The organism is Polynucleobacter sp. IMCC30063 (assembly GCF_021395235.1).
Classification (GTDB): Bacteria; Pseudomonadota; Gammaproteobacteria; order Burkholderiales; family Burkholderiaceae; genus Polynucleobacter.
In genome coordinates this window covers 101,069-122,193 of sequence record NZ_JAJVCQ010000005.1, presented here as the reverse complement: position 1 = coordinate 122,193, position 21,125 = coordinate 101,069, and the positions used below count along the sequence as shown (strand labels likewise).

General features: G+C 46.5%; 22 protein-coding genes. 12 read left to right on the top strand and 10 right to left on the bottom strand.

The window, feature by feature from the left end; translation table 11 throughout:
* Positions 1-110: 110 nt before the first annotated feature.
* The 3 genes from argF to LZG75_RS10380 are packed head-to-tail and all read left to right on the top strand — an operon-like array spanning position 111 to position 2,647.
* A complete protein-coding gene (argF, locus tag LZG75_RS10390) occupies positions 111-1,067 on the top strand; it encodes an ornithine carbamoyltransferase (RefSeq protein ID WP_233937518.1) in 957 nt (318 codons plus the stop codon).
* 33 nt (positions 1,068-1,100) lie between these two features.
* Positions 1,101-2,339 (top strand): argininosuccinate synthase, encoded by a 1,239-nt coding sequence (locus LZG75_RS10385; RefSeq protein WP_233925093.1) that lies wholly within the window; start codon positions 1,101-1,103, stop codon positions 2,337-2,339.
* A gap of 2 nt (positions 2,340-2,341) precedes the next feature.
* Entirely contained in the window at positions 2,342-2,647 is a 306-nt protein-coding gene (locus tag LZG75_RS10380; RefSeq protein WP_233925092.1) for a pyrimidine/purine nucleoside phosphorylase, read from the top strand.
* Between the two features lie 38 nt (positions 2,648-2,685).
* On the opposite strand, the gene LZG75_RS10375 is transcribed toward LZG75_RS10380, so the two are convergent.
* Positions 2,686-3,180, bottom strand: a complete 495-nt coding sequence (locus LZG75_RS10375) for a DUF192 domain-containing protein (RefSeq protein ID WP_370634773.1) — start codon at positions 3,178-3,180, stop codon at positions 2,686-2,688.
* Between the two features lie 98 nt (positions 3,181-3,278).
* On the opposite strand from LZG75_RS10375, the gene icd reads away from it, so the two are divergent.
* Positions 3,279-4,529, top strand: coding sequence for an NADP-dependent isocitrate dehydrogenase (gene icd / locus LZG75_RS10370; RefSeq protein ID WP_233925090.1), 1,251 nt, complete (start codon positions 3,279-3,281; stop codon positions 4,527-4,529).
* 67 nt (positions 4,530-4,596) lie between these two features.
* On the opposite strand, the gene LZG75_RS10365 is transcribed toward icd, so the two are convergent.
* Positions 4,597-4,800 carry a cold-shock protein gene (locus tag LZG75_RS10365; protein WP_108469641.1) on the bottom strand — a complete coding sequence of 68 codons (204 nt, stop codon included), beginning with the start codon at positions 4,798-4,800 and terminating at the stop codon, positions 4,597-4,599.
* Between the two features lie 281 nt (positions 4,801-5,081).
* Here LZG75_RS10365 and clpS point away from each other — a divergent pair, with 281 nt between their 5' ends.
* Both clpS and clpA read left to right on the top strand, forming a co-directional pair.
* Positions 5,082-5,438, top strand: a complete 357-nt coding sequence (gene clpS / locus LZG75_RS10360) for an ATP-dependent Clp protease adapter ClpS (RefSeq protein WP_370635404.1) — start codon at positions 5,082-5,084, stop codon at positions 5,436-5,438.
* A complete protein-coding gene (gene clpA, locus LZG75_RS10355; protein WP_233925088.1) occupies positions 5,435-7,744 on the top strand; it encodes an ATP-dependent Clp protease ATP-binding subunit ClpA in 2,310 nt (769 codons plus the stop codon). Before clpS ends, clpA begins: the two co-directional genes overlap by 4 nt.
* 9 nt (positions 7,745-7,753) lie before the next feature.
* Here clpA and dut read toward each other — a convergent pair whose 3' ends face one another.
* From dut to LZG75_RS10330, 5 genes are read right to left on the bottom strand one after another with little or no spacing between them, the layout of a single operon-like run.
* Positions 7,754-8,203 carry a dUTP diphosphatase gene (gene dut / locus LZG75_RS10350; protein WP_233925087.1) on the bottom strand — a complete coding sequence of 150 codons (450 nt, stop codon included), beginning with the start codon at positions 8,201-8,203 and terminating at the stop codon, positions 7,754-7,756.
* A 19-nt stretch (positions 8,204-8,222) separates the two neighbouring features.
* Complete coding sequence (coaBC, locus tag LZG75_RS10345) at positions 8,223-9,485, bottom strand: bifunctional phosphopantothenoylcysteine decarboxylase/phosphopantothenate--cysteine ligase CoaBC (RefSeq protein ID WP_233925086.1); 1,263 nt, start codon at positions 9,483-9,485, stop codon at positions 8,223-8,225.
* A 6-nt stretch (positions 9,486-9,491) separates the two neighbouring features.
* A complete protein-coding gene (gene lspA / locus LZG75_RS10340) occupies positions 9,492-9,971 on the bottom strand; it encodes a signal peptidase II (protein WP_233937472.1) in 480 nt (159 codons plus the stop codon).
* Positions 9,972-9,989: 18 nt separating this feature from the next.
* On the bottom strand, positions 9,990-12,881 hold the full coding sequence (gene ileS / locus LZG75_RS10335) for an isoleucine--tRNA ligase (protein ID WP_233937471.1): 2,892 nt from the start codon (positions 12,879-12,881) through the stop codon (positions 9,990-9,992).
* The gene (locus tag LZG75_RS10330; RefSeq protein WP_233925083.1) at positions 12,874-13,824 is read right to left on the bottom strand and encodes a bifunctional riboflavin kinase/FAD synthetase; all 951 of its coding nucleotides are present in this window, start codon (positions 13,822-13,824) and stop codon (positions 12,874-12,876) included. Before LZG75_RS10330 ends, ileS begins: the two co-directional genes overlap by 8 nt.
* A 39-nt stretch (positions 13,825-13,863) precedes the next feature.
* Here LZG75_RS10330 and purN point away from each other — a divergent pair, with 39 nt between their 5' ends.
* The 3 genes from purN to LZG75_RS10315 are packed head-to-tail and all read left to right on the top strand — an operon-like array spanning position 13,864 to position 17,173.
* Positions 13,864-14,502 (top strand): phosphoribosylglycinamide formyltransferase, encoded by a 639-nt coding sequence (purN, locus tag LZG75_RS10325; protein WP_233925081.1) that lies wholly within the window; start codon positions 13,864-13,866, stop codon positions 14,500-14,502.
* Positions 14,499-15,932, top strand: coding sequence for an RsmB/NOP family class I SAM-dependent RNA methyltransferase (locus LZG75_RS10320; RefSeq protein WP_370635403.1), 1,434 nt, complete (start codon positions 14,499-14,501; stop codon positions 15,930-15,932). The genes purN and LZG75_RS10320 overlap by 4 nt, the downstream gene beginning before the upstream one ends.
* 38 nt (positions 15,933-15,970) lie before the next feature.
* A complete protein-coding gene (locus LZG75_RS10315) occupies positions 15,971-17,173 on the top strand; it encodes a fatty acid desaturase (protein WP_233925079.1) in 1,203 nt (400 codons plus the stop codon).
* Between the two features lie 69 nt (positions 17,174-17,242).
* Here the strand turns inward: LZG75_RS10315 and rpmG are convergent, their stop codons facing one another.
* From rpmG to radC, 3 genes are all read right to left on the bottom strand, one after another.
* Entirely contained in the window at positions 17,243-17,410 is a 168-nt protein-coding gene (gene rpmG / locus LZG75_RS10310) for a 50S ribosomal protein L33 (RefSeq protein WP_233925077.1), read from the bottom strand.
* A gap of 11 nt (positions 17,411-17,421) precedes the next feature.
* A complete protein-coding gene (gene rpmB / locus LZG75_RS10305; RefSeq protein WP_233925075.1) occupies positions 17,422-17,655 on the bottom strand; it encodes a 50S ribosomal protein L28 in 234 nt (77 codons plus the stop codon).
* Positions 17,656-17,792: 137 nt separating this feature from the next.
* Complete coding sequence (gene radC, locus LZG75_RS10300) at positions 17,793-18,485, bottom strand: DNA repair protein RadC (RefSeq protein ID WP_233925073.1); 693 nt, start codon at positions 18,483-18,485, stop codon at positions 17,793-17,795.
* Between the two features lie 27 nt (positions 18,486-18,512).
* On the opposite strand from radC, the gene LZG75_RS10295 reads away from it, so the two are divergent.
* The 3 genes from LZG75_RS10295 to LZG75_RS10285 are packed head-to-tail and all read left to right on the top strand — an operon-like array spanning position 18,513 to position 21,119.
* Positions 18,513-18,962, top strand: coding sequence for a peptidylprolyl isomerase (locus tag LZG75_RS10295; protein WP_233925072.1), 450 nt, complete (start codon positions 18,513-18,515; stop codon positions 18,960-18,962).
* Positions 18,963-19,904: a 4-hydroxy-3-methylbut-2-enyl diphosphate reductase gene (gene ispH, locus LZG75_RS10290; RefSeq protein WP_233925071.1), complete on the top strand. Its 942-nt coding sequence runs from the start codon at positions 18,963-18,965 to the stop codon at positions 19,902-19,904.
* A 21-nt stretch (positions 19,905-19,925) separates the two neighbouring features.
* Positions 19,926-21,119, top strand: coding sequence for a branched-chain amino acid ABC transporter substrate-binding protein (locus LZG75_RS10285; protein ID WP_233925070.1), 1,194 nt, complete (start codon positions 19,926-19,928; stop codon positions 21,117-21,119).
* Positions 21,120-21,125 lie beyond the last annotated feature (6 nt).

Below are 21,125 nucleotides of genomic sequence, written 5' to 3'. Positions count from 1 at the left end.
TTAAGACAGTCAAGATAGAGCAATATAAGCTTAAGATTATTATTTTAGTGGGTGATATTTTGGACAAAATAGAAAATCAATCCGTTTCTGGGCATGCTAGTTTAGCTTCCTTGGCTAAACCGCAGGTACCTGGCCAAATCAAACATTACCTCCAGTTTGCTGATTTAACACGGGCCGAATACGATTATTTGCTATCGCGTACAGCTTGGTTAAAAGAGCGCTTTAAACGTTACGAAACTTGGCATCCCTTGCATGATCGAACCTTGGCCATGATTTTTGAAAAACATTCCACCCGCACGCGTTTGTCATTTGAGGCGGGAATACATCAATTGGGCGGTCATGCTGTCTATCTCAATACCCGTGACACCCAATTGGGCAGGGGCGAGCCAGTGGAAGATGCCGCGCAGGTTATCTCGCGGATGACAGACATTATTATGATTCGTACTTTTGGCCAAGACATCATCGAACGCTTTGCGGCAAACTCACGGGTGCCAGTCATTAATGGGTTAACTAACGAATTTCATCCCTGCCAAGTGTTAACGGATATTTTTACTTTTGTCGAAGCCCGTGGGCCGATTCAAGGAAAAACCGTAGCCTGGGTTGGAGATGCCAACAATATGGCTTACACCTGGATTCAAGCCGCTGAGTGCTTAGATTTTCAATTGCGCTTTTCAGCGCCCGATGGATATCAACTCGATCGGGCACGTTTAAGTGGTGCTGCTTTAAATCACCTCATGATCTGTGCCGACCCGCGGGATGCAGTCAAGGGTGCCGACTTAGTAACGACCGATGTCTGGACAAGCATGGGATACGAAGATCAAAATACCATGCGGATGAAGGCATTTAAAGATTGGATGGTCACAGAAGAATTGATGGCGCTAGCTAATCCAAGTGCCTTATTTATGCATTGCTTACCAGCACATCGAGGCGAGGAAGTTAGTGCGGCAGTGATTGACGGACCCCAAAGCGTCGTTTGGGAAGAGGCCGAAAATCGATTACATGTACAAAAGGCTTTAATGGAATACTTATTGTGTGGGCAAATTTCTGCCACGGGCAGCCCTGTTTGATAATGTGTCAACCAATTTAAAACGAGTGGAAGCATGTCTGAAATCAAAAAAGCAGTCTTAGCTTATTCTGGCGGTCTTGATACCAGCGTGATCTTGAAGTGGCTACAAGATACCTATCATTGTGAAATCGTCACCTTTACTGCCGATCTGGGTCAGGGCGAAGAGCTTGAGCCGGCGCGCACCAAAGCCTTGCAATTTGGCATTAAGCCGGAAAATATTTTTATTGACGACTTACGCGAAGAATTTGTACGGGATTTTGTTTTCCCCATGTTTCGCGCTAATACGATTTACGAGGGCGAGTATTTGTTGGGCACCTCTATTGCTAGACCCCTCATTGCCAAACGCCAAATTGACATTGCCCGCCAAGTCAAAGCAGACGCAGTTTCCCATGGCGCCACCGGCAAGGGTAATGATCAGGTTCGTTTTGAGTTAGGTTATTACGCTCTTGAGCCCGGCATTAAGGTCATTGCACCCTGGCGTGAGTGGGATTTATTGTCGCGCGAAAAATTAATGGCTTACGCCGAGCAGCATGGCATACCAATTGAAATGAAACACCAGCAAGGTGGTTCACCATACTCGATGGATGCGAATCTATTGCATATTAGTTACGAAGGTCGGCACTTAGAAAATCCCAATGCGGAAGCTGAAGAATCGATGTGGCGCTGGACAGTTGCACCTGAAAAAGCACCGGATACCGCCGCCGTCATTGAAATTGAATTTCGTGCGGGCGACCCCATTGCCATTGACGGTAAGGCTTATCAACCCCACGAACTCTTAGCGGAATTAAATCGTCTTGGGGGTATGCATGGCATTGGCCGACTCGATTTAGTGGAAAACCGCTTCGTCGGCATGAAGAGTCGCGGCTGCTACGAAACCCCTGGCGGTACGATTTTGCTTAAAGCCCATCGGGGCATTGAAAGTATTACGCTGGATCGCGAAGTGGCGCACTTAAAAGATGACTTGATGCCGCGTTATGCCAGCCTTATTTATAACGGCTACTGGTGGTCGCCTGAGCGCCTTGCTTTACAAACTTTAATTGATCATACCCAGCGTAATGTCAATGGGGTGGTGCGCTTGAAATTATACAAAGGCTCGGTAAGCGTTATTTCACGTGATTCGGCTAATACTTTATTTGATCAAACGATTGCTACTTTTGATGACGATGGCGGTGCCTATAATCAAGCCGATGCTGGCGGGTTTATTAAACTCAACGCGTTGCGGATGCGTATTGCAGAAATCGCAAAGCGCAAATTAAAGAAAACGAAAGGCTAGAGATGCAATTTGAGCAGGTTGCGGTTGGTAAAAAAGCCAATATTTATTATGACGGCAAGTGCGTCTCGCATACCGTTACCCTAGCTGATGGAACCCGCAAATCGGTAGGGGTGATTTTGCCAAGCACCCTAAAGTTTGAGCTCAGCACTAAAGAAATCATGGAAGTCGTGGATGGATGCGCTTATGTCAGCATTGATGGCGCCCCCGAAAGGGCATTTGCTGCTGGTGAAAGTTGGACGGTTGAGGCGGGTAGTTATTTTATAGTGCGCACCACCGCTCCAGTGCACTATGTTTGCCACTTTGGCTAAAGTCGCCCTAGCCTTCGTTAAGGCGTGGGTTGCTGGTGTCAGTTTTTAGGTAGTCCCTGAATCAGCGTACCAGGACCTAAGGCGCGCTCTGCAAACCATTTTTGATTCATCTCTAAAGCAAAGCGAATAGGTGCTTTGGGACAATGATTGTTAGTGGTATCAGCCTGCATTTCCTCGATGTTCACAATCTTGCTATCGTCGCCAATAAAAGCAATAGAGAGCGGAATTTTGGTATTGCTCATCCAAAAACAATGCCCCGCCTTTTGTTCAAAAATAAAGAGCATGCCCGCATTTTGAGCCATGACAGTGCGATACATCAGACCAGTTTGCCGTGCTTGAGGGGTCGCAGCCACTTCGACCTGAAGGCGATATATACCGGTTTTAAGCTCAATCACTGGTAGACCGGGGTTAGGGCTACTATTTTGTGCTAAACCAGCTGTCGTGAGGCCAAAGAAGCCCAGAAATAAGCTCAACGCTAAGGTCACTAGCCCAAAATGGGGTATGTGAGTCAAGCGGGTCTGTTTAAGTAGCATATTTTTCATAGTTTGAAAGCCCAATTTTATGGGTTAGTTCGCTAGCTCATGCGAAAATAGTAGAAGTTATAACTCAATATCCCTCTGGAGAAGTGTGAATGTATAAGCATATTAAAGTGCCTGCTGGCGAAAAAATCACTGTTAATCAAGATTTCTCAATTAACGTACCCGATCATCCAATTATTCCAGTAATTGAAGGCGATGGGATTGGCGCTGATATTACGCCTGTAATGATCAAGGTAGTGGATGCAGCAGTTGCCAAAGCTTACGGTGGTAAACGCAAAATTGCTTGGATGGAAGTTTATGCGGGCTCTAAGGCAACTCAGGTGTATGGCCCCGATGTATGGATGCCAGAAGAAACCCTAGAAGCCGTTAAAGAATACGTGGTTTCAATTAAAGGCCCTTTGCACACGCCAGTGGGCGGCGGCATTCGCTCTTTAAACGTGGCCTTGCGTCAAGCCTTAGATTTGTATTTATGTTTGCGTCCAGTGCGTTATTTCAAGGGAGTTCCCTCACCACTTCGTGAACCTGAAAAAACCGATATGGTTATTTTTCGCGAAAATTCAGAAGATATTTATGCTGGCATTGAATGGGAAGCTGGCTCACCAGAAGCCAAAAAAATGGTTGATTTTCTGATTAAAGAAATGGGCGTTAAGAAAATTCGCTTTCCCAATACCTCGAGCATTGGCATTAAGCCAGTGTCGAAAGAGGGTACCGAGCGTTTGGTACGTAAAGCGATTCAGTATGCAATTGATAATGACAAATCTTCAGTGACTATCGTGCACAAAGGCAACATCATGAAATTTACCGAAGGTGGTTTTCGTGACTGGAGTTATGGCTTAGCGCAAAATGAATTTGGCGCGCAACTGATTGATGGCGGACCTTGGTGCAAAATGAAGAATCCCAAGACTGGCAAAGACATCATCATTAAGGATGTGATCGCGGATGCGTTCTTGCAGCAAATTTTGCTACGCCCTAATGAATACAGCGTGATTGCCACGTTAAATTTGAATGGCGATTATGTATCCGATGCCTTAGCAGCTCAAGTAGGCGGCATTGGAATTGCGCCTGGCGCCAATATGTCCGATAGCATTGCCATGTTTGAGGCAACCCATGGCACCGCACCAAAATACGCCGGTAAAGATTATGTCAACCCGGGTTCAGAAATTCTCTCCGCTGAAATGATGTTGCGTCATATGGGCTGGACCGAAGCTGCCGATCTAATTATTTCGTCAATGGAAAAAGCCATTCTTTCGAAAAAAGTGACTTATGACTTTGCGCGTGTATTAGAGGGCGCTACGCAGGTATCGTGTTCTGGGTTTGGCGACGCAATGATTGCAAATATGTAAAGCTGAAAAAAGGTCAAAAAAAACCCAGGGCACGCCCTGGGTTTTTAATTTCATTAGGAAGTTTTTATCAAGCGCCTTGAATATTCGTCGCTTGCTTGCCTTTAGGTCCTTGGGTAATGTCAAACGTTACCTTTTGGCCTTCTTTGAGGGTTTTGAAACCGCCCATAGTAATCGCACTGAAATGCGCGAACAGCTCTTCTTCACCATCATCGGGTTTAATAAACCCGAAACCTTTTGCATCATTAAACCACTTAACAACTCCGGTCGCCATGCGAACTCCATTACTTAAACTTGAAACACCCGTGAAAATGGGGGGAATACTTTTTAATCAGTTTCGCTCCAAAACACGCCTAATAGAACCTCAATAAGAAGCACTACCCCCGATTGTTTGCCCTTTTTGGTGGCGTGTCAAGGAGTTAAATCGACTTGGGAGTAGGTGATTACCCCCTTTAATCTGGCAGAAATGCCCCAATATGGGGTAATAAGGTCCTTAGTGAGGGTTTTTTGCAACAAATTCAGCAGTAAATTACAGACTGAGCCTGAGTGTTTAGAATGAATCATATGAGCCGATTAATTAAAACTCCCGAACCCCTCAACCCACTCCTACCAGGTAGTGGTGATACCGCACTTTTGGAGAAGCAGGCCGAGAAAGTCAAGGTTCCGGCTTTGTATAAAGTTTTACTTTTAAACGACGATTACACCCCCATGGAATTTGTGGTGATGGTCATTCAAGAGTATTTTAATAAGGATCATGAAACCGCCACACGCATCATGTTACAAGTTCATTTAGTTGGTAAAGGCGTTTGCGGAATATTTACGCGCGATGTTGCAGCCACTAAAGTTCATCAAGTTACCGAGAGCTCCCGCGAAGCGGGGCACCCTTTGCAGTGCACTATGGAGGAAGCATGATTGCCCAGGAATTAGAAGTGAGTTTACATATGGCTTTTGTTGATGCACGCGCTGCTCGACATGAGTTCATTACCGTTGAACATCTTCTTTCGGCCTTACTCGATAATGCCACCGCCGTGGAGGTATTGAAGGCTTGTTCGGTGAATATTGCCGAGTTACGTGCCCAGTTAAAAAATTTCATTAATGACAATACGCCAGTGGTTCCAGGAACTGAAGAAGTCGACACCCAACCTACCTTAGGTTTTCAGCGGGTGATTCAGCGCGCCATCATGCACGTTCAATCTACTTCAAATGGCAAAAAAGAAGTGACTGGTGCGAATGTGTTGGTCGCTATTTTTGGTGAAAAAGATTCACACGGCGTTTATTTCTTGCAACAGCAAGGCGTTACCCGTTTAGATGTGGTGAACTTTATTAGTCATGGTATTCGTAAGGATCAAGCCGAGCCCGTTAAAGCCGCAGATCCAACTCAAGACAACGAAGAAGCAGCAGCAAGTGGCAAAGAAAGCCCCTTAGATCAATTTACCCAAAATTTAAATGCCTTAGCGCGTCAAGGCAAGATCGATCCTTTAATCGGGCGTGATGGCGAGGTAGAGCGGGTCATCCAAGTACTGTGTCGGCGCCGTAAAAATAATCCTTTATTGGTAGGTGAGGCTGGCGTAGGTAAAACAGCAATTGCTGAGGGCTTAGCCTGGAGAATTACCCGTAATGAAGTGCCTGATATTTTGGCAAATTCGACCGTTTATTCTTTAGACATGGGAGCCTTGCTAGCCGGTACTAAATACCGTGGTGACTTTGAGCAAAGATTAAAAGGCGTCTTAAAGGCGCTAAAAGATAACCCGCACGGCATCCTCTTTATTGATGAGATCCATACATTAATTGGCGCAGGTGCGGCTTCGGGAGGCACGCTTGACGCTAGTAATTTACTCAAGCCAGCGCTGTCGAATGGTCAATTAAAGTGTATTGGCGCTACAACCTTTACTGAGTACCGTGGCATTTTTGAAAAGGATGCGGCGCTCTCACGACGTTTTCAAAAAGTGGATGTCGTAGAGCCATCGGTAGACCAAACAGTACAAATTTTGCGTGGCCTAAAATCGCGTTTTGAAGAGCACCATGGAGTTAAATATGCTTCAGCTGCATTGGTAGCGGCCGCTGAGCTTTCATCGCGTTATATTAATGATCGGCATTTACCTGACAAGGCGATTGATGTGATCGATGAGGCGGGCGCAGCCCAGCGCATTTTGCCTAAATCTAAACAGAAAAAAACCATCGGTCGTCCTGAGATTGAAGAAATCGTCGCGAAGATCGCTCGCATACCTGCCCAGTCGGTAACTGTGGATGACCGAAGTAAATTACAAACGCTTGATCGCGATATCAAGAGTGTCGTTTTTGGGCAAGACCCTGCGATCGAAGCCTTGGCCAGTGCCATCAAAATGACGCGCGCTGGTCTCGGTAAAGTCGACCGGCCGATTGGTTCATTCTTATTTTCTGGGCCTACAGGCGTTGGTAAAACAGAAGTGGCGAAGCAGTTGGCTTACATTATGGGCATTGAGCTTTTACGCTTTGATATGTCGGAGTATATGGAGCGTCATGCAGTAAGTCGCCTAATTGGCGCCCCTCCGGGTTATGTTGGTTTTGATCAAGGTGGTCTGTTAACTGAGGCTGTGAGCAAGAAACCCCATTGTGTTTTATTGCTGGATGAAGTTGAAAAGGCGCATCCCGATATTTTCAATATTCTTTTGCAGGTCATGGATCACGGCACCTTAACTGATAACAATGGGCGCAAGGCTGATTTTCGTAATGTCATCATCATCATGACGACGAATGCAGGCGCTGAAGCGATGCAGAAATCGACTATTGGCTTTACTAATGCACGTGAGTCGGGCGATGAAATGGCTGACATTAAGAAATTCTTTACCCCTGAGTTTCGTAATCGTTTAGATGCCATTGTTTCGTTTAAAGCCTTAGACGAAACCATCATCATGCGGGTGGTTGATAAATTCTTAATGCAGCTTGAGGAGCAATTGCATGAGAAGAAAGTCGATGCTACCTTTAGCGATGCTTTACGGGCTCATTTAGCAAAGCATGGTTTTGATCCTTTGATGGGTGCGCGGCCAATGCAACGCATTATTCAAGATACGGTACGCAAAGCTTTAGCTGATGAATTATTGTTTGGGCGCTTAGCGCAAGGCGGTCAAGTAGCAGTTGATATTGACGCTGATGGCAAGGTGCAGTTAACGATTGCAGCTACCAACCCTGGTGCTAGTAAGGCTGGCAAATCAAATGCGGAACCGGTTGCAGAAACCTAAAAGCAAATTTTAGCTTCGCCCTGTACTGCCAAAGCCACCGGCACCGCGGCTGCTTTCAGTGAACTCGTCAACGATATGAATGGTTACCTGCAACACAGGGACGATTACCAGTTGTGCTAATCGCTCCATTGGCTCAAGCTTGAAGGGAGTTTGACTGCGATTCCAAGTGCTAACCATTAATTGGCCTTGGTAGTCAGAATCAATTAAGCCAACTAAATTACCCAACACGATGCCGTGTTTATGACCAAGCCCAGAGCGCGGCAAAATTAGTGCAGCATAGCGCGGGTCTTCAATATATATGGCCAGCCCCGTGGGAATCAGCACAGTTTGTCCGCAAGCAATTTCGAGCGGCTCATCGATACAGGCACGTAAGTCAAGACCAGCACTACCGGGGGTGCCATAACTCGGCATTTGATCCCGCATGCGGACATCCAGAATTTTGACTTGTAAGGATTGCATAGTGAGATCCCTGTGACGATTATGCTAATTTTTTAGCGACAGCCTGAATCAGCAAACGTGCCAATACTAATTTAGGTGCACGCGGTAAGCGTTGCATACCCCGCTCATCAATCATCAGGAGTTGATTTAAATCACTGCCAAACGTATCGGGTCCAATATTACCAACCATCAGAGGAATACCTTTGCGTTGGCGTTTTTCACTAGCATGTTGTTCTAGTTTGGTGGTTTCCGCAGCGAAGCCAACACAATAGGGGCGCGGGGTTTTTTTGGTACCTGTTTTATTAGCGTTAGCGAACTGAGCAACAGTTTGCAAAATATCGGGATTCGCCGCAAAGTGAATCTGCGGCATAGATGAAGGTTGACCGCTATCAAGGTCGCGGGAGTTTGCTTTACTATTGCGCTTAATTTTTTCTTTAGCAGGATTGGGTATAGTCCAGTCGGCGACAGCTGCCACCGAAAAGAACAAATCACAATCGAGAGATTGCATGACAGCAGCATGCATTTCTTGACCAGAAGTAACATTGGTTCGGTAAATTTGTCCACCACTCTCAAGTGGGGTGGTGAGAGCGCAGGGCCCAGCAATAAGATGCACTTGCGCCCCAGCTTCAAGGGCCGCTTGGGCGATAGCGAAACCCATTTTCCCCGAGCTACGGTTGGTCATACCGCGTACTGGGTCGATGGCCTCAAAGGTCGGGCCAGCTGTAACTAAAACCCGTTTGCCTTGCAATAATTTGGGTTGAAAAAAGGCGCAGACATGCTCAACTATTTCTGCGGGCTCAAGCATGCGACCTACACCTGTTTCTCCGCAGGCTTGAATACCACTGGCTGGCCCAAGCAAACCAATGCCATCTTTTAATAAGCGCTGCACACTTCTTTGGGTCGCCTGATGTTCCCACATTTGTAAATTCATTGCAGGTACCAACAATAATGGGCAGGTGCGGGCTAAGCATAAGGTCGTAACCAAATCATCGGCGAGTCCCAGAGACAACTTAGCCATCAAATCGGCAGTGGCAGGCGCAATAAGAATGGCATCAGCTGAGCGGGAGAGCTCGATATGGGCCATATTGTTATCGATACGGGCATCCCATTGACTGGTAAAAACCGGTAAGCCCGTGAGAGCCTGCATCGTGACCGGAGTAATAAACTGGTGAGCTGCTGCGCTCATCACCACTTGCACAGTAGCGCCTTCTTGCATTAACAAGCGCGCTAATTCCGCCGACTTATAAGCAGCAATACCCCCCGAAATACCAAGGATGATTTTTTTATTAGTAAGTGATGGCATAAGAAATTAGATTTTAGGCCTAGTGAGCTCACTCCATACAATCAGCACCGCCCCGACTGAAATAGCACTATCTGCCACATTAAAAGCAGGCCAGTGCCAAGTTTCATAATGTACGTCAATAAAATCGACGACCGCACCATAAAAAATCCGATCGAGCACGTTACCAATCGCTCCGCCTAAAATTAAACTCAAGGCCCATGATAATTTTTGGTCAGCCGTATTACGACGTAAAAACCATAAGATGACGACTGATGCTGCAATTCCTAAAATCGTAAAAAACCAGCGTTGCCAACCACCCGCTTGGGAAAGAAAAGAAAAAGCGGCGCCGGGGTTAAAAATTAAAAACCAATTGAGATAGGCATTGATCGCTACGGGGCTAGCGATGGGGAGATAGATTTGTGCCGCCACCTTAGTTACCTGATCCAGAAGCAGGACAGTACTCGCAATGATTAAATAGCGATGAAGTGGATTTAAGAAGGCGCTCATAAGGGAGTTTGTCTTGACTTAAGCAAATTGCCGATCTTCGCCGACCCCAAAAAGATTACTGATACAACGGCCACACAATTCCGGATGATTGCTGTCTGCACCAACATCTCTGACATGATGCCAGCAGCGACTACATTTTGGATTTTGGCTAGCTTGGACGAGAATACTTAAGGGTTTAAGGGGATCATTGCTTGGCTCAACGTGGGCACTTGAAGTAATCATGACAAAACGCAAATCATCACCAAGTGACTGCAATAGACTAAAGTCTGGCTCAGCTATTTGTATTTGAATTTCGGCTTGCAAGGAAGAACCAATTAAACCGGCGCTCCGTTCTATTTCAATCGCCTTGGTTACTTCCGCACGAATTTCCCGTAAGCGAGCCCATTTAGCGATTAGTGCTTGGCCGTCGACAATTTCAGGTAAAGGCGTAAATGCTTCCATGAAGATCGAAGCACTAGGCCCCGCTTTACCGTGTGGAAAGGCTTGCCATGCTTCTTCTGTCGTAAAGGAAAGGAAGGGCGCAAGCCACTTTAATAAATTACGGGTGATATGAAAGAGGGCATTTTGTGCTGCACGACGATCAGGCGAATCGGGCGCCATAGTGTAAAGACGGTCCTTCAAAATATCGAGATAAAAGCCGCCCAAATCTTCTGAGCAGAAATTGAGCATCCGCGCAACCACGGGTTGAAATACATAAACTTGGTAAGACGCTTGAATATCGGCTTGTAAAGCACTCGCTAAGGCCACCGCATAGCGATCAATTTCCAGCCACTCTGACGGGGGTAAGGCATTTTTATCTGGGTCAAAGTCAGCTAAATTAGCCAATAAAAATCGCAAGGTATTGCGCATGCGTCGATAGCTCTCAACCACGCGTTTGAGAATTTCATCGGAGATGGTCATCTCACCTGAGTAATCGGTTGAGGCAACCCATAAGCGAATAATTTCGGCACCTAATTTATCGGCCACTTCTTGGGGCGCAATGACGTTGCCAATCGACTTACTCATTTTGCGACCCTGCCCATCGACCGTAAAACCATGGGTTAAGAGGGCCTTATATGGCGGCTTGCCGTCGAGCATAACGCCGGTCAGTAGCGAGGAATGAAACCAGCCACGGTGTTGATCAGAGCCCTCTAAATACAAATCGGCTAAGCGTCCTGCAGGGCCACCAAATTGTTCTTTAGCTACAGCGGTAAATAACTGCGCTTGATGCGAGCCCCGAATCACATGCCAATGGGTAGTGCCAGAGTCAAACCACACATCGAGGGTATCGCGATTTTTTTCATATTGATCAGCATCATCACTTAACAGATCGGTAACCGCCATGGTCTGCCAGGCTTCAATTCCGCTTTGTGCAACGCGTTGAGCCACGAGCTCTAATAATTCAGGGGTGCGGGGGTGAGGTTGGCCCGTTTCTTTATGCACTAAAAAGGCCATTGGGACGCCCCATTGGCGTTGGCGGGATAAAGTCCAATCGGGCCGATTTGCAATCATGCTGTGTAAGCGTTGCTTACCCCATGCTGGAAAAAATTCGGTATTTTCAATGCCCAGCAAAGCCGCTTCACGCAAACTAAGTGGGTGAGCATTTGTCGCGCCATGCGGTTTTTTATCCATGCTGGCAAACCATTGGGAAGTAGCACGATAAATGATGGGGGTTTTATGTCGCCAGCAATGCATGTAGGAATGCGTATAAGCTTGCTGTTTTAATAAAGTACCTGCTTGCTCTAAAGCAGCAACAATTTTTGGATTCGCCTTCCAAATAAACTCGCCAGCAAATAGAGGTAACCAAGAGGCATAGACGCCGTTACCCATCACGGGATTTAAAATTGCATCATCCGCTAATTGATGCGCTTTGCACGATTTAAAGTCTTCTTCACCATAAGCGGGGGCCGAGTGCACTAGACCTGTACCCGTTTCTAAAGTCACGTAATCTGCCGGATAAATCGGCGCTAGACGCCGATAACCATCATCAAGCGTCGCGAGCGGATGCCAGAAAGAAATACCCTCTAGTGCACTGCCTTGGCAAGTACCCAAAATAGTGCCCTCAAGACCATATTCAGTTAAGCATGCGGCGACTCGGTCAGCCGCCAAAATAAGCAGACCTTTGCTGGTATCAACCAAGGCATAAGTTAATTCAGGATTGACATTGAGCGCTTGATTCGCTGGAATGGTCCAAGGGGTTGTAGTCCAGATTACAGCCATACCGATTTTTTTAGGTAGCTCTGGTAAACCAAATACTTTAGCTAATTGGGGTAGCTGCGCATCATCAAAGGGAAAGCCAATATCGACTGCCGGATCTGTTTTATCTTGGTATTCCACTTCAGCTTCTGCTAAAGCAGAGCCACAGTCAAAACACCAGTTCACTGGCTTTAAGCCGCGATAGACGTAGCCTTTTTGCCAGATTGCTGCCAAGGCCCGTATTTCATCGGCTTCATTTTGGTAGTCCATAGTCAGGTATGGACTATTCCAATCACCCAATACTCCTAAGCGTTCAAAATCAATTTTTTGTTTGGTAATTTGCACGTTGGCATATTCGCGCGCTTTAGCTTGTACTTCAGCTACTGGTAAATTTTTACCAAACTTTTTTTCAATTTGAATTTCAATTGGCATGCCATGACAATCCCAGCCGGGTACATAGGCCGCATCAAAGCCCATGAGCCAGCGCGACTTAACGATCATATCTTTTAAAATTTTATTTACAGCATGGCCAATATGGATATCGCCATTAGCGTATGGGGGACCATCATGCAAAATAAATAAAGGCTGCCCAGCATGGGCTTGGCGAATTGCTTCATAGAGTTTATTTTTTTGCCATTGCGCCACCCACTGCGGTTCACGTTTAGGTAAATCGCCGCGCATCGGAAATGCAGTTTCTAGTAAATTAACAGGGTAGGCAGTAGATTTTTCAGACATAGACTTTTTTCAGAAAATATTGGCGCGCATGAGCTGCATCAGCTTCAATCGCTAATTGCAAGGCGGTTAAATCAGGGTATTTAGCTTCATCACGAATTTTTTCAAGGAGCTCTACTTTAACAATACGGCCATAGACATTTTCCTTGAAATCAAATACGTGCGTTTCTAAGAGCACGCGCCCCGCATCTTCCACTGTTGGGCGAATGCCTAAGCTGGCTACACCAGGCAAGGGCAGTGGCCCTAAGCCATGAACTTGCACGACGAAGATACCGCTGGCCGCAGTTTGGCGCCGATGTAAATGGTTGGCAACGGCAATGTTCAGGGTTGGAAAACCTAAGGTTCGACCTAACTGTCGTCCGTACAAAACATGCCCAGAAATGCAGTAGGGCCGACCGAGTAAATTATTCGCCTGCTGTAGATCACCCTGCGCAATTGCCGCCCGCAGGGCTGAACTAGAAATGCGAATCTGCTGGTCAGCAATAGTGGGCATTGCAGATACTTCAAACCCATCACGCTCCCCCGCAATTTTGAGGCTAGCAAAATTGCCTGCGCGTTTGGCGCCATAACAAAAATCATCACCAATTAAGATCCAGCGGGTGCGTAAACGTTCGCTCAGAATATGTTTGACAAATTGATCAGGGGTCAAGGCTGCAAAAGCAGAGTTGAAATGCTCCACCACCACCCGTTCGATGCCAATTGCCGCAAATGCTTCTAATTTATCGCGTAAATTTAAAATGCGCGGCGGCGCTTTTGCCGGCGCAAATAATTCTTTGGGATGAGGCTCAAAGGTCATTACGCATGAAGTCAGTTGGCGCGCTTTGGCACCTTGTACTAGTTCGCTCAATAAGGCATGATGTCCCCGATGCACGCCATCAAAATTACCAATGGTAAGGGCGCAAGGGGGACCTGCGGAAAACTGGGTTGAGCCACGGAATACGTTCACTAGTCGCTTTCAAGGTAACCTTGAATTATATTGGTGCTCATGAAATCAATTGTTAGCTTAATTTCTGGTCGGGGTTCTAATTTTGAAGCCATTGTCAAAATGGCTCAAAAAGAGGCTTGGCCAGCCCATTTTGCAGGGGTAATTGCCAACCATCCGCAAGCCAAAGGCCTTGATTTTGCCCGTGAGGTCGGCATTCCCACTTTTATTATTGATCATCGCGATTTTGTCAGTCGCGAGACTTTTGATGCCGCTTTAATCGCGAAGATTGAAGAATTAAAGCCAAATTTAGTCGTTTTAGCAGGCTTTATGCGCATTCTTACCGCTGGCTTCATTCATCAGTATGAGGGGCGATTAGTGAATATTCACCCCTCTTTATTGCCTCACTTTGCTGGCCTGCATACGCATCAACGGGCGCTTGAGGCAGGTGCTCACAAGCATGGAGCCACAGTCCATTTTGTGACCACAGGGGTCGATGAAGGCCCCATTATTTGTCAGGCAGAGTTAACTGTGTTGGCTGGCGAGAATGAGGCTCAGTTAGCGGCTCGGGTTTTGCGCCTAGAACATCAGATTTATCCGCGGGCCGTAAAATGGTTCATTGATGACCGTTTACGCATAGAAGGTAATAAAGTGAAATTAAGCCCCCCTGAAACCCAATTTTTTGCCAGCGGCAGTTTGTGAAGGCCGATTGGAATAATGCCGGATCTTATGCGCGCTCTAATCGGGCTAAACGTAAAGATGCTAAGACCGCTGCAGCACCCGTTGGACAAAAGAATTTTTCGCATGCTAAAGCGCTGCCCCAGCACGCCTTGCATTTAGAACGACTATTACCTGAGCTTCTAAAATTTGCTGAGGCGGCTGACCGTTTAGTTAGCCGCTATTTTCGCGCTGAACCACGCTTAGGTAATCGCGACCGCGCTTTAATTGCTGAAAGTGCTTTTGCCGTGTTGCGGCGTAAAAATGAAATGGCGCAATTTGCTGCTAGCGGCAGCGGTTCCTTAGCACGACGTTTGGCTTTATTAGGCATGATGTCAGCGCTTTCTGAAGGCGGCTTAGGCTCCGCTAATCGCGCTGAAAGTGCCTTAGCCGACTTGGCTTTTGTGCTGCAGCCTGGCGAATATGAATGGCTATTACGTTATGCACAGCTCGATCACGGCACTCTTGCACCGATGGTGCGCAATAATTTACCCGAGTGGTTGTGGCAGGCTTTTGCTACCTCGCCTGGCATTGAACAGCGTGAAGCTTTAGCCCAAGCGCTCATGAAACCCGCGCCTTTAGATTTGCGCGCTAATACGATGAAAACCAGCCGTGACAAGCTCATGGAAGAGATGAATGCCTTAGGTGGACGCTACCTAGCTGAGCCTACCCCATTTGCACCTGAGGGTTTACGGATTAAAGGTAAGCCCGCTTTGCAAAATTCAACTTGGTTTAAAGCAGGGCATTTAGAAGTGCAGGATGAGGGCAGCCAATTACTGTGCTATTTACTCGCTCCCAAACGCGGCGAAATGGTGGTTGATTTTTGTGCTGGTGCAGGTGGCAAAACGCTTGCAATTGGTGCGATCATGCGTTCAACTGGACGACTTTACGCATTTGATACCTCAGCACGGCGACTGGCTAATTTAAAGCCACGGCTAGCGCGTAGCGGTTTATCGAATGTGCACCCAGTGTGGATTGATAGTGAAAACGATGCAAAGATTAAGCGCCTAGCCGGCAAAATTGACCGGGTTTTAGTTGATTCGCCCTGCAGTGGTATTGGCACCTTGCGCCGCAATCCCGATTTAAAATGGCGCCAAAGCTTGGCTGGGGTGGCCGAATTAAATGCGAAGCAAGCCAGCATTTTGGCATCTGCTAGTCGTTTATTAAAACCAGGGGGACGTCTTGTATATGGCACCTGCAGCTTATTGCCCGCCGAAAATCAAGCGATTGCCGAAGATTTTTTAGTTAAACACCCTGAATTTGAGGTTATTCCAGCCGCCGAAGCCTTAAAAGACCACTTTATAGATGGGGAAAGACCCTTAGGAACCAGTCCTGATAACCCTTGGTGGCAGCTTTGGCCGCATTTACATGGCACCGATGGGTTCTTCGCTGCTGTTTTTAGGCGCAAGGCGTAAAATAAGGGTAACTACTATATAAACCAAGAGGTAAGCGCTTGAATTCCAGCTTTTTACAGAATCTTTCAGATAATTTACTCGCCGGGCTTGCCCATGGCTATTTAAATTGGGCTTGGTGGCAAATTGTTTTGTTTACTTTAATTGCTACCCATATCACCATTGCAGCCGTAACCATTTATTTGCATCGTTGTCAGGCTCATCGTGCACTCGATTTACATCCGCTTGCAGCACATTTTTTTCGACTGTGGCTCTGGCTAACTACTGGGATGGTCACGAAAGAGTGGGCGGCAGTGCACCGTAAACACCATGCGCGTTGCGAAACTCCTGAAGACCCCCATAGCCCTCAAATCGTGGGAATTAAAACCGTGCTTTTGCGCGGGGTTGAGCTTTATAAAGCAGAGGCAAATAAACCAGAAACCTTAAGTAAATTTGGACATGGTACGCCCGATGACTGGATTGAAAAAAATATTTACACCAAATTTTCTTGGCAAGGCGTCGGTTTAATGTTGATCATCGATGTCTTTTTATTTGGCGCGATTGGCGCAACTGTTTGGGCCGTACAAATGCTCTGGATTCCAATTACAGCCGCGGGCGTAATTAATGGCATTGGTCATTTTTGGGGCTATCGAAATTTTGATTGTGAAGATGCCTCTACCAATATCGTGCCTTGGGGAATTTTGATTGGTGGTGAAGAGCTCCATAACAATCACCACACCTTCGCCTCAAGTGCCAAGCTTTCAAATAAGTGGTACGAGTTTGATATTGGCTGGCTCTATATTCGCATGCTTAGCGCAGTAGGTATGGCAACAGTGAAAAAAACGCCACCCAAGCCAGTACTAGTGCCCGTGCGCCCCGCAGATCAAGATACCCTAGAGGCAATCATTGCCAATCGTTACGAGATAATGGACCGCTATAGCAAGACCCTAAGACGCTTTTTTAAGAATGAAATGCAGCATATGCAAGTGGTTGCTACGCATTTAAAAGATGCCCGCAGTTGGCTTGGTAAAGATGAAGCACGTCTGACTCCAGCAGAAAAAAGCAAACTCGAAGAGTTAATGGCCAGTAACCCGCAATTGCGCATCATGATTGAAATGCGTCGCGACTTACAAGCCATTTGGCAGCGTTCAAACTCTACTGGCGAGCAATTAGTTGCGCAACTGCGCACCTGGTGTCATCAGGCCGAGGCCAGTGGCTTAACAAGCTTAAGAGATTTTTCTTTACGCTTACGGCGCTACGCTTAAACTCTTCATACCCCATAAAAAAACCCGCATCGTTGATTAACTTTGCGGGTTTTTTATTGCCAAACTAAATTACTTTAGTTTTGTTTCTTTATAAGGCACATGCTTGCGAATCGTGGGATCAAACTTCGAGATCTCCAATTTTTCAGGTTTAGTGCGCTTGTTTTTAGTGGTGGTGTAAAAGTGTCCAGTACCAGCTGAAGACTCCAACTTAATTTTTTCTCTACCGCCTTTAGCCATTTTGAACTCCCTTAAATTTGGCCACGAGCACGTAAATCAACGAGTACAGCATCGATGCCATTCTTGTCGATTAAGCGCAAACCAGCAGTGGTCAAGCGTAAGCTAATCCAGCGGTTTTCTGATTCAATCCAAAAGCGACGATTTTGCAAATTTGGCAAAAAGCGACGCTTCGTTTTATTGTTTGCATGGGAAACATTATTGCCAACCATCGGCTTTTTCCCAGTGACTTGGCAAACTTTTGCCATGACACGACTCCTTAATTGCGAAAAGGGTAGATTGTATCAGGCAAAGGGCTAAATGGGCTAGTCCCTTCATGCTTTTATAGAATGGAGCGGGCAGTGAAGGCATTTTTGAGTCTGAGAAGTTAGTGGTTACTTTCATTTTAATCCTTATTAATTAAGCCTGAATCTAAAAATGAGAAAAAACCGGCATGACTCACGATGCAGTGGTCAAGCAGGGGAATATCAACTAATTGCAAGGCAGTATGCAGGGCTTTCGTCAGGGCGATGTCGGCTGCGCTCGGCAAGGGATTGCCGCTCGGGTGATTGTGAGCCACGATCAGGGCGCTGGCATTTCGGTTTAAGGCTTCTTTTAAAATTTCCCGAGGGTAGACAGCGGTTTGTGTAATGGAGCCTCGAAAGAGCTCTTGGCACTCGATTAGGCAATTTTGTGAGTCGAGGTAAAGACAGAGAAACACTTCGTGCGGCAGATGCCCAATTTGGGTTTGTAGAAAGGCCTTTAGCTGCTGCGGCGAGGTCAGTGCAGCACTAGTGTGAATGTCCTCCTCTAGGCTTCGTTTAACCAATTCATAGGCAGCCTGTATTTGTGACCATTTTGAGAGGCCAATGCCGTGGTGCCGGGAAATCTCTTCGAGACTACAGGTTAAAAGTGCGGCCAGGCTACCGAATGCCTGCAATAAATCATGCGCTAAAGCCACGGCACTTTTACCGCGCACGCCCACCCGTAAAAAGATTGCCAGAAGTTCAGCATCACTTAAGGATTGGGCGCCCTCCAAACGCAATTTTTCACGTGGCTGTAGGGCTATCGGCCATTGCTTAATAGCCCCCTGCACCAAAGGGGCAGGCGTCGCTACAATTGCAGAATGACTAAAACTCAGGTTATGCCCAATTCCTACTTGACCTTGAACTATCGTTTGGGATTGCCCAACGGGGACAGTTTTGTAAATACCTTTGGCGATCGGCCGGCGACCTTGCTTTTGGGTTCGGGTCAATTTGCACCTTGTTTTGAAAATGTTTTAATCGGACTTCAAGTGGGTGAACATAAAACGACAGTGATTCCACCAGAAGCAAGTTTTGGGTTGCGTAACGAAGAATTGGTGCAATGGGTTTCTTTGGCCGCACTACAGAAAAATGCCAAAGCAGATGCGCCTGCATTTACGGTGGGTGATGTAGTGGAATTTAATGCCCCGAATGGCGCCCAATATGCGGGTGTCATGCAGTCGATTGACTCTGGAGGGGCTTGGTTTGATTTCAATCATCCCTTGGCAGGAAAGCCCGTTACCTTCGAAGCACAAATTATTGCTATTCTTTAAATGATGAATTCCGATTCCGACCAAATTATCTTGGCGCAGCCACGCGGTTTTTGTGCTGGAGTAGACCGTGCAATTAATATCGTTAATGAAGCATTGCAACGCTTTGGGGCGCCAATTTATGTGCGCCATGAAATTGTGCACAACGTGTATGTGGTCGAGGAGCTGCGTACAAAAGGCGCAATTTTTGTTGAAGAGCTTGCCGAAGTACCAAAGGGCGCAATCGTGGTGTTTAGTGCCCATGGCGTTTCGCAAGAAGTGCGGCGCGATGCAGCAGCGCGGGGCTTGCAAATTTATGATGCCACTTGCCCTTTGGTGTCGAAAGTGCACGTTGAAGTTGTCAAGATGTGTAAAGACGGGTTTACTGTATTGATGATTGGGCATGCCGGTCATCCTGAGGTAGAGGGCACAATGGGCCAAGTGAATGCAGGTATCTTTTTAATTGAAAGTTTGGCCGATGTTGCTAAACTGAGTTTTCCAGCCCAGACCAAGTTAGCTTTTGTTACCCAAACTACATTATCAGTAGATGAAACGAAAGAAATTGTTGATGCATTAACGCAGAAATTTCCACAAATCATAAAACCCCGCAAACAAGATATTTGTTATGCCACTCAAAATCGCCAAGATGCAGTGAAATTTATGGCTCCGCAAGTCGATGTTGTTATTGTGGTGGGAAGTAAGATGAGTTCGAACTCGAATCGCTTGCGTGAATTGGCTGAAAAACTTGGGGTTCCAGCCTACATGGTTGACTCCCCCGATCAATTACAGGCCGATTGGTTCGTTGGTAAAAAGCGGGTTGGTCTGACTGCTGGAGCTTCTGCCCCCGAAACCTTAGCGCAGGCAATTGTGCAACGTATTCAGGAATTGGGACCAAGAAAAGTGCATTCTTTACCGGGGGTAGTGGAAGATACGGTTTTTTCTTTGCCAAAAAGTTTAGTCGATTAATTCAAATTAGGAGTGACCTATATGCAAGCTTTATCTCAGCGTCTTACCTTTCGCCAAATCACTATTGCAGTGAGTGCCATTGCCTGCATATCTCTTTTGGGCGCCTGCGGCAAAAGCGATAAAAAAACGGCTGCAGCAGTTCCAGCCGATGCCACTGAAGTTAAGATTGGGCACGTTGCGCCTTTAACTGGACCCATTGCCCACCTTGGTAAGGACAATGAAAATGGTGCACGTTTGGCAATTGAAGAAATTAATAAAACCGGCTTAATGATTGAGGGTAAAAAAATATTCCTGACTTTAGTACCAGAGGATGATGCTGAAGATCCAAAGACCGCTACCCAAGTCGCGCAAAAATTAGTCGACAGTAAGGTGGTTGGAGTCGTAGGCCACCTCAATTCTGGCACCAGCATTCCTGCTTCAAAAATTTATAGCGATGCAGGTATTACCCAAATATCACCTTCGGCAACCAATCCTGAATATACCAAACAAGGTTTTAAAACGACTTACCGTTTGGTGGCGACAGATGCACAGCAAGGGCCTGCGCTCGCTAACTATGTTACACAAAAACTACAAGCTAAATCGGTTGCCATTATTGACGATGCCACTCAATATGGCAAAGGCTTGGCTGATGAGTTTGAGAAAACCGTAAAAGCCGCCGGCCTTAAAATTGTGGCTCGTGAAGCTAGCAATAATAAGGCCACTGATTTCAAAGCTATTTTGACCAAAATTAAAGGGTCCAAACCTGACGTGATTATGTATGGCGGCATGGATGCGACTGGCGGGCCTTTGGCTAAACAGGCTAAAGAGTTAGGCATTACCGCTAAGATCGTGGGTGGCGATGGTATGTGTACTGAAAAGTTAGCCGAGTTAGCGGGTGACGCAGTGGTTAATGTAACTTGCTCAGAGGCTGGCATGGCTCTGAGCAAAATGGCCAATGGCAATGATTTTCAAAAGCGTTATAAAGAGCGCTTTAATACTGAAGTGCAAATTTATTCCCCCTTCACCTATGATGCAGTTTATGTTTTAGTAGATGCAATGAAGCGCGCGAAGTCAACTGCTGCGGATAAAATTTTGTTAGTCATGCCCGATACCCAAATGAATGGCTTAACCGGTAACGTGGCCTTTGATAAACAGGGAGATTTGCAGCATGGCGTTATTTCTCTTTACGAATATAAAGATAAAAAGAAATCGGTACTTGATATCGTCAAGATGTAAATGGGC

Bases quoted from the DNA above. Each gene is read 5' to 3' on its own strand.
- rpmB (WP_233925075.1), bottom strand. From the start codon at position 17,655: ATGGCAAAAGTTTGCCAAGTCACTGGGAAAAAGCCGATGGTTGGCAAT.
- LZG75_RS10365 (WP_108469641.1), bottom strand. From the start codon at position 4,800: ATGGCGACCGGAGTTGTTAAGTGGTTTAATGATGCAAAAGGTTTCGGG.
- clpA (WP_233925088.1), top strand. From the start codon at position 5,435: ATGATTGCCCAGGAATTAGAAGTGAGTTTACATATGGCTTTTGTTGAT.
- icd (WP_233925090.1), top strand. From the start codon at position 3,279: ATGTATAAGCATATTAAAGTGCCTGCTGGCGAAAAAATCACTGTTAAT.
- coaBC (WP_233925086.1), bottom strand. From the start codon at position 9,485: ATGCCATCACTTACTAATAAAAAAATCATCCTTGGTATTTCGGGGGGT.
- LZG75_RS10295 (WP_233925072.1), top strand. From the start codon at position 18,513: ATGACTAAAACTCAGGTTATGCCCAATTCCTACTTGACCTTGAACTAT.
- lspA (WP_233937472.1), bottom strand. From the start codon at position 9,971: ATGAGCGCCTTCTTAAATCCACTTCATCGCTATTTAATCATTGCGAGT.
- LZG75_RS10385 (WP_233925093.1), top strand. From the start codon at position 1,101: ATGTCTGAAATCAAAAAAGCAGTCTTAGCTTATTCTGGCGGTCTTGAT.
- ispH (WP_233925071.1), top strand. From the start codon at position 18,963: ATGATGAATTCCGATTCCGACCAAATTATCTTGGCGCAGCCACGCGGT.
- LZG75_RS10380 (WP_233925092.1), top strand. From the start codon at position 2,342: ATGCAATTTGAGCAGGTTGCGGTTGGTAAAAAAGCCAATATTTATTAT.
- purN (WP_233925081.1), top strand. From the start codon at position 13,864: ATGAAATCAATTGTTAGCTTAATTTCTGGTCGGGGTTCTAATTTTGAA.
- dut (WP_233925087.1), bottom strand. From the start codon at position 8,203: ATGCAATCCTTACAAGTCAAAATTCTGGATGTCCGCATGCGGGATCAA.
- LZG75_RS10375 (WP_370634773.1), bottom strand. From the start codon at position 3,180: ATGCTACTTAAACAGACCCGCTTGACTCACATACCCCATTTTGGGCTA.
- LZG75_RS10285 (WP_233925070.1), top strand. From the start codon at position 19,926: ATGCAAGCTTTATCTCAGCGTCTTACCTTTCGCCAAATCACTATTGCA.
- ileS (WP_233937471.1), bottom strand. From the start codon at position 12,881: ATGTCTGAAAAATCTACTGCCTACCCTGTTAATTTACTAGAAACTGCA.
- rpmG (WP_233925077.1), bottom strand. From the start codon at position 17,410: ATGGCTAAAGGCGGTAGAGAAAAAATTAAGTTGGAGTCTTCAGCTGGT.
- clpS (WP_370635404.1), top strand. From the start codon at position 5,082: ATGAATCATATGAGCCGATTAATTAAAACTCCCGAACCCCTCAACCCA.